14 protein-coding genes are annotated in these 15,566 nt (G+C 69.2%); 10 read left to right on the top strand and 4 right to left on the bottom strand.

Annotation, left to right across the window (positions count from 1 at the left end; genetic code table 11):
- The first annotated feature begins 68 nt into the window (after nucleotides 1-68).
- The 5 genes from priA to OHA18_RS31690 are packed head-to-tail and all read left to right on the top strand — an operon-like array spanning nucleotide 69 to nucleotide 6,849.
- Complete coding sequence (priA, locus tag OHA18_RS31670; RefSeq protein ID WP_328998998.1) at nucleotides 69-806, top strand: bifunctional 1-(5-phosphoribosyl)-5-((5-phosphoribosylamino)methylideneamino)imidazole-4-carboxamide isomerase/phosphoribosylanthranilate isomerase PriA; 738 nt, start codon at nucleotides 69-71, stop codon at nucleotides 804-806.
- Nucleotides 803-3,106, top strand: a complete 2,304-nt coding sequence (locus OHA18_RS31675; RefSeq protein ID WP_328998999.1) for an HAD-IB family hydrolase — start codon at nucleotides 803-805, stop codon at nucleotides 3,104-3,106. The genes priA and OHA18_RS31675 overlap by 4 nt, the downstream gene beginning before the upstream one ends.
- The gene (locus OHA18_RS31680; protein WP_328999000.1) at nucleotides 3,103-4,302 is read left to right on the top strand and encodes a zinc-dependent alcohol dehydrogenase; all 1,200 of its coding nucleotides are present in this window, start codon (nucleotides 3,103-3,105) and stop codon (nucleotides 4,300-4,302) included. Before OHA18_RS31675 ends, OHA18_RS31680 begins: the two co-directional genes overlap by 4 nt.
- Nucleotides 4,303-4,336: 34 nt before the next feature.
- Nucleotides 4,337-5,917, top strand: a complete 1,581-nt coding sequence (locus tag OHA18_RS31685) for a lactate racemase domain-containing protein (protein ID WP_328999001.1) — start codon at nucleotides 4,337-4,339, stop codon at nucleotides 5,915-5,917.
- Complete coding sequence (locus OHA18_RS31690; RefSeq protein WP_328999002.1) at nucleotides 5,917-6,849, top strand: lysophospholipid acyltransferase family protein; 933 nt, start codon at nucleotides 5,917-5,919, stop codon at nucleotides 6,847-6,849. Before OHA18_RS31685 ends, OHA18_RS31690 begins: the two co-directional genes overlap by 1 nt.
- A gap of 62 nt (nucleotides 6,850-6,911) precedes the next feature.
- On the opposite strand, the gene OHA18_RS31695 is transcribed toward OHA18_RS31690, so the two are convergent.
- Nucleotides 6,912-7,520 (bottom strand): ArsR/SmtB family transcription factor, encoded by a 609-nt coding sequence (locus OHA18_RS31695; RefSeq protein ID WP_328999003.1) that lies wholly within the window; start codon nucleotides 7,518-7,520, stop codon nucleotides 6,912-6,914.
- Nucleotides 7,521-7,602: 82 nt separating this feature from the next.
- On the opposite strand from OHA18_RS31695, the gene OHA18_RS31700 reads away from it, so the two are divergent.
- Nucleotides 7,603-8,814 (top strand): aminopeptidase, encoded by a 1,212-nt coding sequence (locus OHA18_RS31700; RefSeq protein WP_328999004.1) that lies wholly within the window; start codon nucleotides 7,603-7,605, stop codon nucleotides 8,812-8,814.
- An 80-nt stretch (nucleotides 8,815-8,894) separates the two neighbouring features.
- On the opposite strand, the gene OHA18_RS31705 is transcribed toward OHA18_RS31700, so the two are convergent.
- Nucleotides 8,895-10,079 (bottom strand): SGNH/GDSL hydrolase family protein, encoded by a 1,185-nt coding sequence (locus tag OHA18_RS31705; protein ID WP_328999005.1) that lies wholly within the window; start codon nucleotides 10,077-10,079, stop codon nucleotides 8,895-8,897.
- 109 nt (nucleotides 10,080-10,188) lie between these two features.
- Between OHA18_RS31705 and hisF the strand changes: the two genes are divergently transcribed.
- The 4 genes from hisF to OHA18_RS31725 all read left to right on the top strand — a co-directional run bounded on the left by hisF (nucleotide 10,189) and on the right by OHA18_RS31725 (nucleotide 13,677).
- Entirely contained in the window at nucleotides 10,189-10,950 is a 762-nt protein-coding gene (gene hisF / locus OHA18_RS31710; protein WP_328999006.1) for an imidazole glycerol phosphate synthase subunit HisF, read from the top strand.
- Nucleotides 10,947-11,486, top strand: coding sequence for a MarR family winged helix-turn-helix transcriptional regulator (locus OHA18_RS31715; protein WP_328999007.1), 540 nt, complete (start codon nucleotides 10,947-10,949; stop codon nucleotides 11,484-11,486). The genes hisF and OHA18_RS31715 overlap by 4 nt, the downstream gene beginning before the upstream one ends.
- 80 nt (nucleotides 11,487-11,566) lie before the next feature.
- Complete coding sequence (locus tag OHA18_RS31720; protein ID WP_328999008.1) at nucleotides 11,567-12,073, top strand: MarR family winged helix-turn-helix transcriptional regulator; 507 nt, start codon at nucleotides 11,567-11,569, stop codon at nucleotides 12,071-12,073.
- On the top strand, nucleotides 12,073-13,677 hold the full coding sequence (locus OHA18_RS31725; RefSeq protein WP_328999009.1) for an MDR family MFS transporter: 1,605 nt from the start codon (nucleotides 12,073-12,075) through the stop codon (nucleotides 13,675-13,677). Before OHA18_RS31720 ends, OHA18_RS31725 begins: the two co-directional genes overlap by 1 nt.
- Here the strand turns inward: OHA18_RS31725 and OHA18_RS31730 are convergent.
- Both OHA18_RS31730 and OHA18_RS31735 read right to left on the bottom strand, forming a co-directional pair.
- Entirely contained in the window at nucleotides 13,674-14,930 is a 1,257-nt protein-coding gene (locus OHA18_RS31730) for an MFS transporter (protein ID WP_328999010.1), read from the bottom strand. The genes OHA18_RS31725 and OHA18_RS31730 overlap by 4 nt on opposite strands.
- A gap of 14 nt (nucleotides 14,931-14,944) precedes the next feature.
- Nucleotides 14,945-15,532, bottom strand: coding sequence for a helix-turn-helix transcriptional regulator (locus tag OHA18_RS31735; RefSeq protein WP_328999011.1), 588 nt, complete (start codon nucleotides 15,530-15,532; stop codon nucleotides 14,945-14,947).
- Nucleotides 15,533-15,566: the final 34 nt, after the last annotated feature.

Genomic DNA, 15,566 nt, shown 5'->3' on the forward strand with positions numbered 1-15,566 from the left:
TGGATATGAACGACTCAGCAGGCCTCCGGGTTACGAATCCTTCAGGAACGCCCTCTAGGGTGTGGGCCATGTCAGACAATCTGGTGCTGTTGCCTGCCGTCGATGTGGCAGACGGACAGGCCGTTCGCCTGGTGCAGGGAGAGGCCGGGAGCGAGACGTCGTACGGCGATCCGCTGGCCGCCGCGATGGCCTGGCAGGACGCCGGCGCGGAGTGGATCCACCTGGTCGACCTGGACGCGGCGTTCGGCCGCGGCAGCAACCGCGAACTGCTCGCCGAGGTGACCGGCAAGCTCGACGTCCAGGTCGAGCTGTCCGGCGGCATCCGCGACGACGACTCGCTCGAGGCCGCGCTGGCGACCGGCGCCCGCCGCGTCAACATCGGTACGGCGGCGCTCGAGGACCCGGAGTGGTGCGACCGGATCATCCAGCAGTACGGCGACCGCGTGGCGATCGGGCTCGACGTCCGCGGCCGGACCCTGGCCGCCCGTGGCTGGACCAAGGAGGGCGGCGACCTGTACGAGGTGCTCGACCGGCTGGAAGCGGCCGGCTGCGAGCGCTACGTGGTCACCGACGTCACCAAGGACGGCATGCTGCAGGGCCTGAACCTGGACCTGTACCGCGACCTGTGCGCGCGCACCGACAAGCCGATCATCGCGTCCGGCGGCGTCTCGAGCCTCGACGACCTCAAGGCCCTGAGCACCCTGGTCGCGGACGGCGTCGAAGGCGTGATCGTCGGCAAGGCCCTGTACGCCGGCGCGTTCACCCTGACCGAGGCACTCGAGCTCACGCGTGGAGGCGACAAGTGAGTCTGGCCGACAAGCTCAAGGACAAGAAGGTCCTGGTCACCGGCGTCACCGGATTCGTCGGTGAGGCACTGCTGCACCGGATCATCGGCGACCTGCCCGGCACCACCGTGGTCGCGATCATCCGGCCGAAGGGTTCGATGTCCGGCACCGACCGGATGGCACAGCTGCTGCGCAAGGACATCTTCAAGCCGTTCTACGGCGACGGCACGGAGCACGCCGACGCGGAGGCGCTGTCCGCGGCGCGGATCCAGGTCATCGACGGCGACCTGTCCGACGTACCGGAGTTGCCGAACGATCTCGACATCGTCGTGCACTGCGCCGGCGACGTCAGCTTCGACCCGCCGATCCACGAGGCGTTCACGACCAACGTGCTCGGCACGAAGAGCCTGCTCGAGCGCATCGATGAAAGCCGCGCAGGGACCGACCGCCGTATTCATTACGTGCACATCTCCACCGCCTACACCGCGGGCCGCCGCCGGGGCGCGATCCCGGAGGCACCGGTCGAGCACCTGGTCGACTGGCGGACCGAGGCCGAGGCCGGGATGGCGATGAAGGCCCGGATCGAGGAGCAGTCCCGGTCCGCGCCGATGCTGGTGAAGTTCCGCAAGGAGGCCGAGAAGCTGCACCGCCGAGCCGGTCACCTGACCGCCGCGGCCGACACCGAGCGGCGTCGGATCGAGTGGGTCGCGAAGAAGCTGGTCGAGACCGGCACCGAGCGGGCCCGCAGCCTCGGCTGGACGGACTGCTACACGTTCACCAAGGCACTCGGCGAGCGCGTGGTCGAGGAGTTCGCCGGCAAGCTACCGACGTCGATCGTCCGGCCGGCCATCATCGAGTCCGCGCTGCAGTCCCCGCATCCGGGCTGGATCGAGGGCTTCAAGATGGCCGAGCCGCTGATCCTGGCGTACGGCCGCGGCGAGCTGCCGGAGTTCCCGGCGAGCCCGGACTCGGTGATCGAGATCATCCCGGTCGACCACGTGGTCGGCGCGATCTGTGCGGTGATGGCGACCGAGCCCGAGCTGAGCAAGCCGGAGTACTACCACATCGGCTCCGGCGCCCGGAACCCGCTGACCTTCGAGCAGCTGTACGCCGGGGTCCGCGCGTACTTCTCCAAGCACCCGTTCGACCTGGGCGAGCGCGGCGCGGTCCGGCTGCCGGTCTGGAAGTTCCCGGGCGGCGACTCGGTCGAGACGATGCTGCGGTACGGCGAGAAGGCCCACAAGATCGCCGACCGGATCATCACGACGGTGCCGCGCAGCGAACGCGTCCGCAAGTACGCCCGCGAGCTCGACGTACAGAAGCGCCGCCTCGACTTCCTCCGCCGCTACATGGACCTGTACTCCGAGTACGCGCAGGCCGAGCTGCAGTTCATCGACGACAACGTGCTCGCGCTGCACAACGCGCTCGAGGGTGACGACAAGGAGAAGTTCGCCTGCGACACCGCGGTCGTCGACTGGCAGTACTACCTGCAGGAGCTGCACTGCCCGAGCGTCACGGAGTCGATGCGCCGGCTGGACGTCGTCCGCAAGAAGCGGAACAAGGCGCTCGCCGAGTCCGCCGGCGTATTGAAGAAGGTCGAGCCTTCGTCGGAGTCCAAGGTGATCGCGGCCTTCGACATGGACGGCACGCTGCTGTCGTCGAACGTGATCGAGACCTACCTGTGGATGCGGCTGCCCGAGCTCGACGGTCCGCAGCGGGCCGGTGAGATCGGCGCGATGCTCCGCAAGCTGCCGAAGCTCATCGCGGCCGAGCGGAAGGACCGCGGCACGTTCCTCCGGACGATCTACCGCCGGTACGCCGGCGCGGATCTGGAGGAGCTGAACCAGATCGTCGACGAGATCCTCGCCGAGCACGTGCTGGAACGGCTGAGTGGCGCCGCCGTCCGGCGGATCCGCGAGCATCGCGCCGCCGGGCACAAGACGATCCTGATCACCGGTGCCGTGCGACCGCTGACCCGGCCGCTGGAGCCGTTGTTCGACGAGATCGTCGCCGCCGAGCTGGCGGTCGACGACCGCGGCCGCTGCACCGGCTTCCTGTCCGGTCCGCCGCTGGTCGGTGAGTCGCGGGCAGCGTGGATCAAGCACCACGCCCGGCAGACGAACATCGATCTGTCCAAGTCGTACGCCTACGCGGACAGCCACTCGGACCTCCCGATGCTGGAGACCGTCGGCAATCCGGTCGCGGTCTCGCCGGACGTGTCGCTGTTCCGGGCTGCCCGGGCCGCGCGCTGGCAGATCGTCGACTGGAAGACCTCGTCCACCACGTCCCGTCTGGAGCTCCCAGGGGTGAACGCCCGATGATGCTCGCCCTCGAGATGTACCGGTCGCCGGCCAAGTTCCTGGCGGCCAAGGCGGTCGGCGGCCGCATTCCCGGCATCCTGACCGGACCGGCCGCGCCGCTGCGACTCGTCACGATCAACGAGCCGAAGGCCGAGCGGCCCGGCTGGGCGCGGATCCGGCCGATCCTGTCCGGCATCTGCGGCTCGGACCTCGGCATGGTGACCGGCTCGACCAAGCTGTACTTCTCCGCGGTGGTCTCGATGCCGTTCGTCCCCGGTCACGAGGTCGTCGGCGAACTGCTCGACGACTGCGAGGACCTGCCGAAGGGCACCCGGGTCGTGATGGACTCCGTGCTCACCTGCGCGGCCCGCGGTGTCGAGCCGTGCGAGAACTGCGTCAGCGGCAACACCAACCGGTGCGACCGGATCACGGTCGGCCACGTGGCGCCAGGTCTGCAGACCGGGTTCTGCCAGGACACCGGCGGCGGCTGGGGCAATGTGCTCGTCGCCCACCGCAGCCAGCTGTACGCCGTACCGGACGGACTGTCCGACGAGCGCGCCGTCCTGGTGGAGCCGTTGGCCGGTGCGGTGCATGCCGCCCTCCGGGCCAAGATCACGCCGGGACAGTCGGTGCTGGTCAGTGGCGCCGGAGCGGTCGGACTGTTCGCAACGCTCGCGCTGCGGGAGCTGACCCAGGCCGGCCGGATCACTGTGGTGGCCAAGCACGCCAAGCAGCGCGAGCTGGCGCGGGCGTTCGGCGCCAGCGACGTGGTCGCGCCGGACGAGGTGTTCCGCGGCGTCCGGCGCTCGACCGGCGCGTTCCGGCTCAAGCCGGACTTCGGCGCGGGGGAATTCCTGCTCGGCGGCGTGGACGTCGCGGTCGACGCGGTCGGCAGCAAGGACTCGATCGACACCGTGCTGCGGGTGACCAAGGCCGGTGGCCGGGTGGTGCTGTCCGGGATGCCGGCCAGTGGCGCCGACCTGTCGCCGGTGTGGTTCCGCGAGCTGGAGGTGACCGGCACCTACGCGTCCGCGCGGGAGGAGCCGAACGGCCGCCCGGCGTTCGAGACCGCGCTGGAGCTGGCCGGCCGGGCCCCGCTGGACGGGATCGTCGGGGCGCGGTATCCGCTGTACCGCTGGCGCGAGGCGCTGGACCACGCGCACTCCGCCGGCCGACTGGGAACAGTCAAGGTTGCTTTCGATGTGAGGGCCTCATGAGGGCGCTGAACGTACGACGAGAGAGGTTCTGAACATGTCTCGGCCAGGTTTCGTGCTTGAGGTGGACGACCGGACGCCGCCGCTGCTGGTGCACAACGGTGAGGGCTTCCTGCTGGAGCGGTTCCCGCTCGGCACCCGGGTGGTGTACCCGCCGGAGGCACTGCCGGCGGTCCGGGACGTCGACGAGGCGATCCAGAGCGCACTGCTGAACCCGATCGAGTCCGAGCCGCTGCCGGACCTGCTGCGGGCGGGCATGCGGCTGACGATCGCCTTCGACGACATCTCGATCCCGCTGCCGCCGATGAAGAAGCCGGACATCCGGCAGCGCATCATCGAGGCCGTGCTGGAGCTGGCCGCGCGGGCCGGTGTGGACGACGTCGAGCTGATCTCGGCGAACGCGCTGCACCGCCGGCTCACCCCGAACGAGCTGCGCGACATCGTCGGCGAGCGGGTGTTCCGGTCGTTCTTCCCCGACGGCAAGCTCTACAACTTCGACGCCGAGGACGCCGCCAACCTGACCCACCTGGGCCAGACCCGGCACGGCGAGGACGTCGAGATCTCCAAGCGGGCGGCCGAGTCGGACCTGCTGGTCTACGTGAACGTGAACCTGGTGGCGATGGACGGCGGCCACAAGTCGACGTCGATCGGCCTGGCGTCGTACAAGTCGCTGAAGCACCACCACAACAGCCACACGATGATCCACTCGCGGTCCTTCATGGACCACAAGCGGTCGAAGATGCACGAGTCGGCCTGGCGGATGGGCGAGATCCTCACCCAGCACGTCAAGGTGTTCCAGATCGAGACCACACTGAACAACGACATCTTCGGCGGTCCGCTGGAGTTCCTGCAGAAGCGCGAGTGGGAGTGGTCGGTCAAGGACCAGGCCTCGATGCTCGGCACCAAGCGCGCGCTCGCCGCGGCGCCGGGCAAGCTGCGGCACAAGATCTTCACCGACGTCCGCTCGAACTACGGCCTGACCGGCGTCCACGCCGGCAAGATCGAGCCGGTGCACGACAAGACGCTCGAGAACGTGCACCGCCAGCACCTGGTCGAGGTGCAGGGCCAGTCCGACGTCGCGATCATGGGCGTGCCGTTCATCGGCCCGTACAACGTGAACTCGGTGATGAACCCGATCCTGGCCGCCTGCATGGGCCTGGGCTACTACTTCAACTCGTACCGGGGCAACCCGATCGTCCGCAAGGACGGCGCGGTCATCCTGTACCACCCGGTCGACTACGAGTTCAGCCAGCTGCACCACCCGTCGTACGTCGACTTCTTCGAGGAAGTGCTTGCCGAGAGCACCGATCCGGCGACGATCGAGGCGAAGTTCGAGAAGCAGTACGCCGAGGACCCGTGGTACATCCACCTGTACCGGACGTCGTACGCGTACCACGGCGTGCACCCGTTCTACATGTGGTACTGGATCTCGCACGCGCTGGACCACTGCGGCGACATCGTCTGGGTCGGCGCGAACCGCAAGACCGTCGAGCGGATGGGCTTCCGGTCCGCGTCGACGCTGCAGGACGCGCTCGAGATGGTCAGCCACTCGGTCGGCCGGTCGCCGTCGATCACCTACCTGCACAACCCGCCGCACCTGCTCGCGGACGTGCGCTGATGGGGACCAGCCTGGTGAAGTTCAGCCGGGACACCGCGCGCGACGTGAAGCAGGTCGCGCGTGGGTGGCGGTGGGGCCGCCGGCCGCAGGTACCGCGGTCGGCCGAGCCGTACGTGATCCCGAAGGAGTCCACGGTCTTCCCGACCAAGTGGGCCCGGACGCCGGCCGCGATCGCGGTCCGCGACCTGATCCAGAAGGGCCCGCTGAACGCGGTCCTGAACTTCGAGGTCAGCCCGCAGGTCAGCGGTCTCGACTCGCTGCTCAAGCTCGACGGCCCGGCGATCATCGTCGCGAACCACTCGTCGCACCTCGACACCCCGCTGCTGCTGCTGTCGCTGCCGGACGCGATGCGCCGCAAGACGGCGTTCGCGGCGGCGGCCGACTACTTCTTCGACACCTGGTGGCGGGCGGCCGGGTCGGCGATCGTGTTCAACACGTTCCCGATCGAGCGCCGCGGCGGCAACCTGAGCTCGACGCCGGGCGATCTGCTCGCCGACGGCTGGAACGTGGTCGTGTTCCCGGAGGGCACGCGGTCGCCGGACGGCTGGATCCAGCGGTTCCGGATGGGCGCGGCGTACCTGGCCGTCGAGCACGGTGTGCCGGTGATTCCGGTCGGCATCAAGGGTTCGTTCGCCGCGATGCCGCGCGGCCGTGGCTGGCCGGTCCCCGGCCGCCCGGCGGTGCACGTGCGGTACGGCGATCCGCTGCGGCCCGCCGAGGGTGAGAGCGCACGGGACTTCGCGCCCCGCATCGCCGCCGCGGTCTCGGCGCTGCTCGACGAGGAGTCGACCACCTGGTACGAGGCCCGTCGCCGCGCCGCGATCGGCGCCTCACCGGCCCAGACCGGCCCCGACGCCGCCCGCTGGCGCCGCGTCTGGGAGTCGACCCGCCCGATGAAGTCGACCGACGGCCGCCGTCGCGCCTGGAAGTAGCCCAAGCCGCTTACGTCCGAAGAAGTGGTGAGACGTCTCTCCACTTCTTCGGACGTAACCGGTTAGGCGTCGGGTTCGGTGACGGCGTACCAGGCGATCAGTAGGTGCACCGGGATGCCGTCGGGGTCGTCGTCCTCGAGGGCGTCGAACTCGGCCTGCAGCGCGAGCAGCCGGCGCCGGAACTCGGCGGCCCGGTCGCGGCTCACCCGGCCGACCATGCCGCGCCCGATCAGCAGGCCGAGCGGCGTCTCGGCCTCCGCGCCGATCGGCACCCGCCCGGCGCTCAGGTTGGCGACCAGCTCGGTGCGGAACTCACTGAACAGTGCCGACAAGGTGTCGGCGAACTCGCCGGACGCCGCCTCGTTGGTGACCAGGTCGCGGCTGATGGTGAAGTCCAGCTGGGCGGTCCGGTACCGCTGCTCCTGGATGCCGGACACCAGCCGGGTCTCCGCGACCCGGATCAGGTCGGCCGCCTCGAGCTGCTTGAGGTGGCGGTAGAGCTTCGTCTGCGGTTCGCCGAGCGCGGCTGCCAGCTCCTTGGCCGACATCACCGGCGGCGCCGCCCGGTCGCCGGTCATCAGCAGGCGCAGGATCGCGACCCGCGTCGGATCCGACATCGCCCGCATCGTCTCCACGTCGGTGATCGCCCGGACCGGCTCCGGTTGCTGCATGGCGGCTCCCTCGGTTTACGTCTTGCGCAATGTTCGCACATCTGCCAATGTTCACGCCAACGTGAATAGGTGGGAGCCGGGAATGAAGAACGAACTGCTGGAGCGCTTCGCCGACCTGGTCGTCCGCGTGGGCGTGAACGTGCAACCTGGCCAGGGCGTGGTGCTGCATGCCGACATCGCCCAGGCCGAGATCGCCAGGGCGGTGGTCGAGCGTGCGTACGTGGCCGGGGCGAAATGGGTGGAGGTGCTCTGGACCGACGGCCTGGTCCGCCGGTCGGACCTGACCCACAGCGATCTGGAGACGTTGACCGCCGACCGGTCCTGGGCGCTGGAGCGCGTCCGCGGCTGGTCCGAGGAGGGGATCGCGTCGATCGCTCTGACCGGTACGCCGGACCCCGGGCTGTACGCCGGGATCGATCCCGCGCGGATGGCCGCCGTACGGAGACAGGAAATGAGGGCCCGGCAGCAGGCGGTCATGAGCGGGCGGTGGCGGTGGACGGTCGTGGCCGCTCCGAATGCCCAGTGGGCAACCCAGGTGTACGGCGAGCCGGACGTCGACCGGCTGTGGGGCGTGGTCGCCCGGGCCATGCGACTCGACGAATCCGATCCGGTCGCGGCCTGGCGGGAGCGGTCGGCGGCCCTCGCGGCCCGGTGTGCGGTCCTCGACGCGATGCAGATCAGCGAACTTCGGTACGTCGGTGAAGGTACGGACCTGACCGTCGGACTGCTGCCCGACTGCCGCTGGACCGGAGGCTCGGTGGTCGACCCGGCCGGCATCGCGTACCTGCCGAACATCCCGACCGAGGAGGTCTTCACCAGCCCCGACCGGCGGCGTGCGGACGGTGTGGTCCGGCTGACGAAGCCCGTCGTGATCGCGGGTGAACTCGTCGAGGGTCTGCGGCTCACGTTCGCCGGCGGCCGGATCACCGCGGTCTCGGCCACGACCGGCGCGGACGTGGTCCTTGCCCAGCTCGACTCCGACCCGGGCGCTCGCAGTCTCGGTGAGGTGGCGCTGGTGGACAAGGAGTCCCGGATCGCGCAGTCGGGTGTCGTCTTCCACAACACCCTGTTCGACGAGAACGCCGGCTGCCATGTCGCGTGGGGGCAGAGCTTCCCCTTCGCCCTCGAGAAGGGGGTGGAGATGACAGCCGACGAGCGGTACGCCCGCGGGCTCAACAACGCGGCCGTCCATACCGACGTCGTCGTGGGCGGCGAAGGTCTCACGGTCACCGCCACCACCCCGAACGGTCCCGTGGTCCTGCTACGCGACGACACCTGGCTACCCGCGACCTGATTCACGAGCACGACGCGGACCGTCGGCCGCACGGCGGTTCGGGAAGGGGCCGCAGGTGACTGTTGCCTGCGGCCCCTTTCCTACGTGCCGAGTGCCTCGGCGGCCGCGGCCGCCAGTGCGGCGTAGCCTGCGTCGTTGGGATGCAGGTGGTCGCCGGAGTCGAGGGCTGGATCGAGTCTCTGCTCGTCCGACGGATCTCCGACCGCGCGGGCGAAGTCAGCCACCGCGTCGTACGCGCCGGACGTGCGGATCCACTCGTTGACCTGCACCCGGATCGCCTCGGCGCGGGCGAACTCGTCCGGCTGCATGTAGTCGGCCTTGAACGGCAGGATGGTGCCTCCGACGATCCGCACCCCACGAGCGTGCGCGGCGGCGATCAGCCGCCGGTGACCGGCGATGAGTTGCTCCGCGGTGACCTGCGCGGTCTGGCCACAGCCGAAGTTGTGCTCGCTGTCCCAGATGTCGTTCTCGCCTTCCTCGACGATGACCGTGTAGACACCCGGCTGGGTCAGCGCGTCGCGCTCGAATCTGCTCACACCGGATGCGCCGAAGCAGGGCAACTCGTTCAGCAGCAGGTTGCCGCTGATGCCGACGTTGGCGACACCGACCCGGGGGAGTCGCGGCGCGAGGTAGTCGGAGTACCGGTGGTCTGCGTCCGGTGTCGAGTTGTGCCCGTTGGTGATCGAGTCGCCGAACGTCACGACCGCGCCCCTCGCCCCGGTCACGTCGACGCCGGTGAGGTAGTAGACCGAGTGACTGGTCTCGCCGCCGGTTGCGTTGTCGTGCAGATGGTTGCCGTCGGCCGCGTACGTCGTGGTGAGGCCGTCCTCGTGAAAGGTGGCCGGCCCGGTGGCTCCGTCGACGTACAACGCGATGGCGAGTTGCTCGCCGGCGGTGGTTGTGAGCTGCACCGGATCCGAGGTGATCGTCCGGCCGGGCGCGATGGTGACGTGCGGCGAGCCGTAGAAGGTCGCCGTGAGGTGTCGCGAGCCCACGGTCAGGCCGGTGAGGTGTAGCGGCTTCGCGCCGTACTGGTTCGAGAGCCGGATCCGCAGACTCCGGCCGCCGGTGCTGAGCCGGATCGTCTGCCGGATCGTCTGGTGATCGAATCCCGCCGTGCTCCAGTTGTCGGCTGCCGGGGTGGGATGTTGCATCGCCGTCGTCCAGGAAGCCGACCAGGCAGGATCCCGCGGCTCGGCCTGAGCCGGCGACGTCACGAGCGCCGCGGCCGTCAGGGTGATCGCGGCGATCAAGGGGGTGCGCATCATGCGTCCTCTCGTAGGGAGGGCTCGATAGTTGCATTGCCTCTAGTTGCAATGCAACTAGATTTCGGTGTACACGGGTTTGCGAAGTGCGAGTCGGTACCCTTTCCCCGTGACTCTTGCCGTGCGCGTGATCCCCTGTTTGGACGTCGATGCCGGGCGGGTGGTCAAGGGCGTGAACTTCGCCGACCTGCGCGATGCGGGCGACCCGGTCGAGATGGCGAAGGTGTACGACGCCGAGGGCGCCGACGAGCTCACGTTCCTCGACATCACCGCGTCGTCGGGCTCGCGCGAGACGACGTACGACGTGGTCGGGCGGACCGCCGAGCAGGTGTTCATCCCGCTGACCGTGGGCGGTGGTGTCCGCGAGGTCGGCGACGTGGACCGGCTGCTGCGGGCCGGCGCGGACAAGGTCGGCATCAACACCGGCGCGATCGCGCGGCCGGACGTGATCCGCGAGATCGCGCACCGGTTCGGCAATCAGGTCCTGGTGCTGTCCCTCGACGTACGGCGTTCCGCCGAGCAGCCGAGCGGGTTCGAGGTGACCACCCACGGCGGCCGCAAGTCCGCCGGGCTGGACGCGATCGAGTGGGCACAGCGCGGGTGTGAGCTGGGCGCGGGGGAGATCCTGCTGAACTCGATGGACGCCGACGGGACCAAGCAGGGGTTCGACCTGGAGTTGATCAAGGCGGTTCGCGCGGTGGTCGACGTACCGCTGATCGCCAGCGGGGGAGCGGGGGCGCCGGAGCACTTCCCGCCCGCGGTCCAGGCCGGGGCGGACGCGGTACTCGCGGCCAGCGTGTTCCACTTCGGCGACTTCCGGATCGCCGACGTGAAGAAGGCCCTCCGCGACGCCGGGATCGTGGTCCGGTGAGCACCCCGGCACACGTCCGCGCCACCGAGTCGACCAGCCAGACCGGCCAGACAGGCAAGACCGAGCCGACCGGGCGGTCCGAGCCGACCGAGCGGTCCGAGGCGATGGTGGCGGCGATCGAGCAGGAGTTGTCGGCGCTGTTCCGCCGTTCGCGGTCGGCCTCGCTCCGGCTGGCCCGCCGTGTGCACCCCGAGATGGACGCCGCCGGCTACGCGTTGATCTCCCAGATCGAGATGGGCACCGGCAACGGCGCCGGCGTCCGGGCCTCCGATGTCGCCCAGGTCCTCGGCCTGGACAAGTCCACCGTCAGCCGCGGGATCACCCAGCTGGAGACCCTCGGCCTGATCGAACGCGTCGGCGACCCCGACGACGGCCGCGCCCGGCTGCTGCGGCTCACCACCACCGGCGCCGACCGGTACGAGGCGATGCGCACCCAGCGGCAGACCGAGTTCCGCGCGATCCTCGACCGCTGGAACCCGACCGATCTGGCCGATCTGGGTCGTCTGCTCGCCCGCCTGAACACCGACCTCGGCTGAGTTCTCACTACTCGTAGCCAGTTATCCACAGCCTGGGCATATGGTTGTGGAAACCAACTATTTGAGTATATAGTTGGGTTATGCAACTAGCTCAGCAACCCCTCGTCCCGGGGGTAGAGCGGGATGCGGCCGCCCAGGAGCTGCTCGAAGGGGTCAGCTCGCTGGTGCGCGCCGTGCGGTGTATCGAGCACCGGCACCTGACCAGCGAGAGCGGCCTGCGCCGTTCCGACGCCAGTGTGCTCAAGGTGCTGATGAAAGACGGCGAGCAGCGCGGCGGAGAGATCGCCGGCAAGCTCGGCGTCGACGCTTCGGTGGTGAGCCGGCAGCTGACCGCGCTGGAGGCCGACGGACTGGTGAGCCGTCGACCGGACCCGGCCGATGCCCGGGTCGGGCTGGTCAGTCTCTCGTCCCGGGGGAAGGCCCAGCTCGAGGCTCTCTACTCGTCCTACACCCAGCAACTGCGAACCGCCTTGGCGGACCTCGACGACGACGCGATGACCGCGGCCGCTGCCACCATGCAGCGGGTTGCGATCGCGATCACCGAGGCCAACAAGGTCGTGAGGCGTTCACAACCAACAGGAGACTGATGACTGTCACCGAGACCCGGCGCCAACTGCCCAGCGCGCCGGAACTCACCCACCGCGAGATCCTCGAGATCCTGATCGGCCTGCTCGCCGCGCTGTTCACGGCGATGCTCAGCTCGACCATCGTCAGCAATGCCCTGCCGACGATCATCGCCGACCTCGAGGGCACCCAGACGCAGTACACCTGGGTCCTCACCGCGAGCCTGTTGGCGACCACGGTGTCCACCCCGATCTGGGGCAAGCTCGCGGACCTGGTGAGCAAGAAACTGCTGGTCCAGGTCGCGATCTCGGTCTTCGTGATCGGGTCCGCGCTGGCCGGCCTGTCCCACAGCGTGCCGTTCCTGATCGGCGCCCGGGTGCTGCAGGGCCTCGCGATGGGCGGTCTGATGGCGCTGGCCCAGGCCATCATCGGCGCCGCGATCCCACCCCGGTCGCGAGGCCGGTACTCCGGCTACATGGGCGCTGTGATGGCGGTCGCGACTGTCAGCGGCCCGCTCATCGGCGGCGTTATCGTCGACACCTCGTGGCTCGGCTGGCGCTGGTGCTTCTACGTCTGCGTCCCGCTGGCCGTGATCAGCCTGGTGATCCTGCAGAAGTACCTGCACCTGCCGACGTTCAAGCGTGAGGTCCGGATCGACTACCTCGGTGCGATCCTGATCAGCATCACCGCGAGCCTCCCGCTGCTGTGGGTCAGCTTCGCCGGCACGGACTTCGCCTGGATCTCCTGGCAGTCGGCCCTGTTCGTCGGCGGCACCCTGCTCTTCGGCATCCTCGCCGTGGTGGTCGAGAGCAAGACTCCGGAGCCGCTGGTTCCGCTGAAGGTCGTCAAGCAGCGGACCACCGCGCTGGCGATCGTCGCCAGCGTCGCTGTCGGTGTCGCGATGTTCGGCAGCGCGCTGTTCCTCGGGCAGTACTTCCAGATCGCTCGTGGCTACAGCCCGACCGAGGCCGGCCTGCTGACGATCCCGATGATGCTCGGCTCGTTCCTCGGGTCGATCGGCTCGGGGCAGATGATCACCCGCTTCGGCAAGTGGAAGCGGTATCTGGTCAGTGGCGCCGTCCTGCTGGTGATCGGGCTGGTCCTGCTCGGCACGATCGACCACACCACGCCGTACTGGTACACCGGTCTCGGCATGCTGTCGATGGGGCTCGGCATGGGCATGACCATGCAGAACCTGGTCCTCGCCGTACAGAACACCGTCGATGTCCGCGAGATCGGCGCGTCGAGTGCCACGGTGTCGTTCTTCCGCAGCCTGGGTGGTGCGGTCGGCGTGGCGGTGCTGGGTGCCATACTCGCGGCTCGGGTGAAGGACCTGATCATCACCGGTCTGCTCGCCGGCCCCGGTGGCGCGGACGCGGCGCGGAAGCTGCAGGAGGGTGGATCTGGCGGCACGAGCCTGCTGGACGTCAACCACCTGCCACCGCAGTTGGCGGAGCTGGTGCGGCAGTCGTACGGCGACGCGACCGGACGGATCTTCCTGATCGCGGCCGCATGTTCTCTGGTCAGTCTGGTTGCCGTGTTCTTCATCAAGGAGGTCCCGCTCCGCAAGACCGTCGCCAAGGTCGACGACGTCGAGGACCTCGCCGACCGGGCTGTTCACGACTAGAACTCAGGTGGCTCCAGCCCGTCGAGCCGGTGGGTCCGGAGATTGGGTGAGCCGATCAGCCACAGTACGGCGAGGAGGCCGCCGGCCGCGGACACGAGGAGGGTTTCCCGGACACCGATCCAGGTGCCGAGCAATCCTCCGACGACCGCGCCGAGCGGCCTGATGCCGTAGTTGATGCTGCTGTAGGCGCCCGACACCCGGCTCCGCATGTAGTCGTGGGTGACGGCGGCCTGCATCGAGTTGTTCGGAATGTCGTAACACATCACCGCGAAGGTTGCGACGAACATGCCGGCGGCCAGTGCAGCCGCGCGGACCCACTCCGGTCCTTGCGCGAGGAGTACGAACGCCATCGCACCGGGGAAGACGACCGCTCCGCCTGCGATCAGCCGGCCGGCCCCGAAGATCCGGCTCAGCGGTGCGGCGGCGACCGCGCCGAGCAGCCCGCCGGAGGAGCCGATCCCGAAGGCGAGGCCGATCGTGCCGGCCGAGAGTCCGAGGTCGCGGCTGGCGAACAGCACGAGCAGCGCCGTACCCATCAGGTTGAAGAAGTTGACCGTGGTCGAGCAGGCAAGACTCCGGCGGAGATACGGATGCTTCAGTAGATAGCGCATCCCGGCCCGGGCCCGGGTGAGCAGCGGCTCCGCTGTCTCGTCGGCCTCGCCGGGAGTGACGTCGAGACGGCTGATCCGGAACGCCGAGAACACGAACGACAGCGCGTCGACGAGGATCGCCACCGGTGCGGTCAGCCACTGCATCAGCAGGCCGCCGATAGCGGGACCGCCCATGAACGAGATCGACCGGGTCGCGGACAGCTTGCTGTTGGCCTCGAGGAACTGGTCCCGGCCGACCAGCCGGACGAAGAACGATGCGTAGGCGGTCCCGAACACGACACCCGCGATACCGGTCAGGATCGCGATCGCGTAGAGCTGCCCGAGGGTGAGCAGGTCCAGCCAGTACGCCACCGGGAGCGAGAGCAGCAGGATCGTCCGGGCCAGATCGGCGGCGATCATCAGCGGGCGCTTGTCGCGGCGGTGGTCGACCCAGGTGCCGATGAACAGCGACGCGAGGTTCGGCGCCCACACCGCCGCGGTGAGGAAGCCGACCTGGCTGGGGGAGGCGTTGAGCATGGTGACGGCGATCAGCGGCAACGCGAGTTCGGTGATCCGGTCGCCGAACTCGGACACGCCCTGCGCGGACCAGAAGGTCCGGAAGCGGCGGTCCCGCCAGAGACTGGTGGCGGACAAGGTGCTCACGGCGTTCCCCCGGTTCAGATGGTTGCTTCGGGCAAGGTGATCCGCAGATAGCGGACCGAGCCGGCGCCCGCCGGCGTCTCGCCGCGGTCGCGGCGCTGGACGTACGGCGCGAGCAGTTGCTCGATCGCGGACTCGATCTCCTCGGCCTCGGCCGGTGTGACGACCAGGCGAGTGTTCGCGGATCCGGCCGCGCGGCTCCACTCGGGGTCGAGGCTCGGCTCGGTCTCGGCCAGCCATTGCTGGGCCGCGCCGAGCGACTGCTTGATCATCTCGGCCCGGAGCAGCCCGGCCGCCTCGGCGCCTTCCGGGGTATCGGGCATGTCGTACCGGAACCCGTGCGCGACCGCGCTCCACCAGCGTTGGCGCCGGTCCGTCCCGGACGGCGGCGGTCCGTCGGTGACGAGCCCGAAGCCGGCGAGATGCCGCAGATGCCAGCTGGTCACCGAGGGCGAGGCGCCCACGTGCTCCGAGAGTTGGGTGGCCGTCGCGGGGCCGTTCTTCTGCAGCCAGGACAGCGCGGCGAGCCGGACCGGATGCGCCAGTGCGCGCATCGCCTGCGGGTCGGTGATCTCGAAATCGCCGTACGGATTTCTGAGAGACATGTTTCGAGAGTAATCTCTCAGATCTCTGGAAGGC

This window comes from Kribbella sp. NBC_00709 (assembly GCF_036226565.1).
Lineage (GTDB): Bacteria > Actinomycetota > Actinomycetes > Propionibacteriales > Kribbellaceae > Kribbella.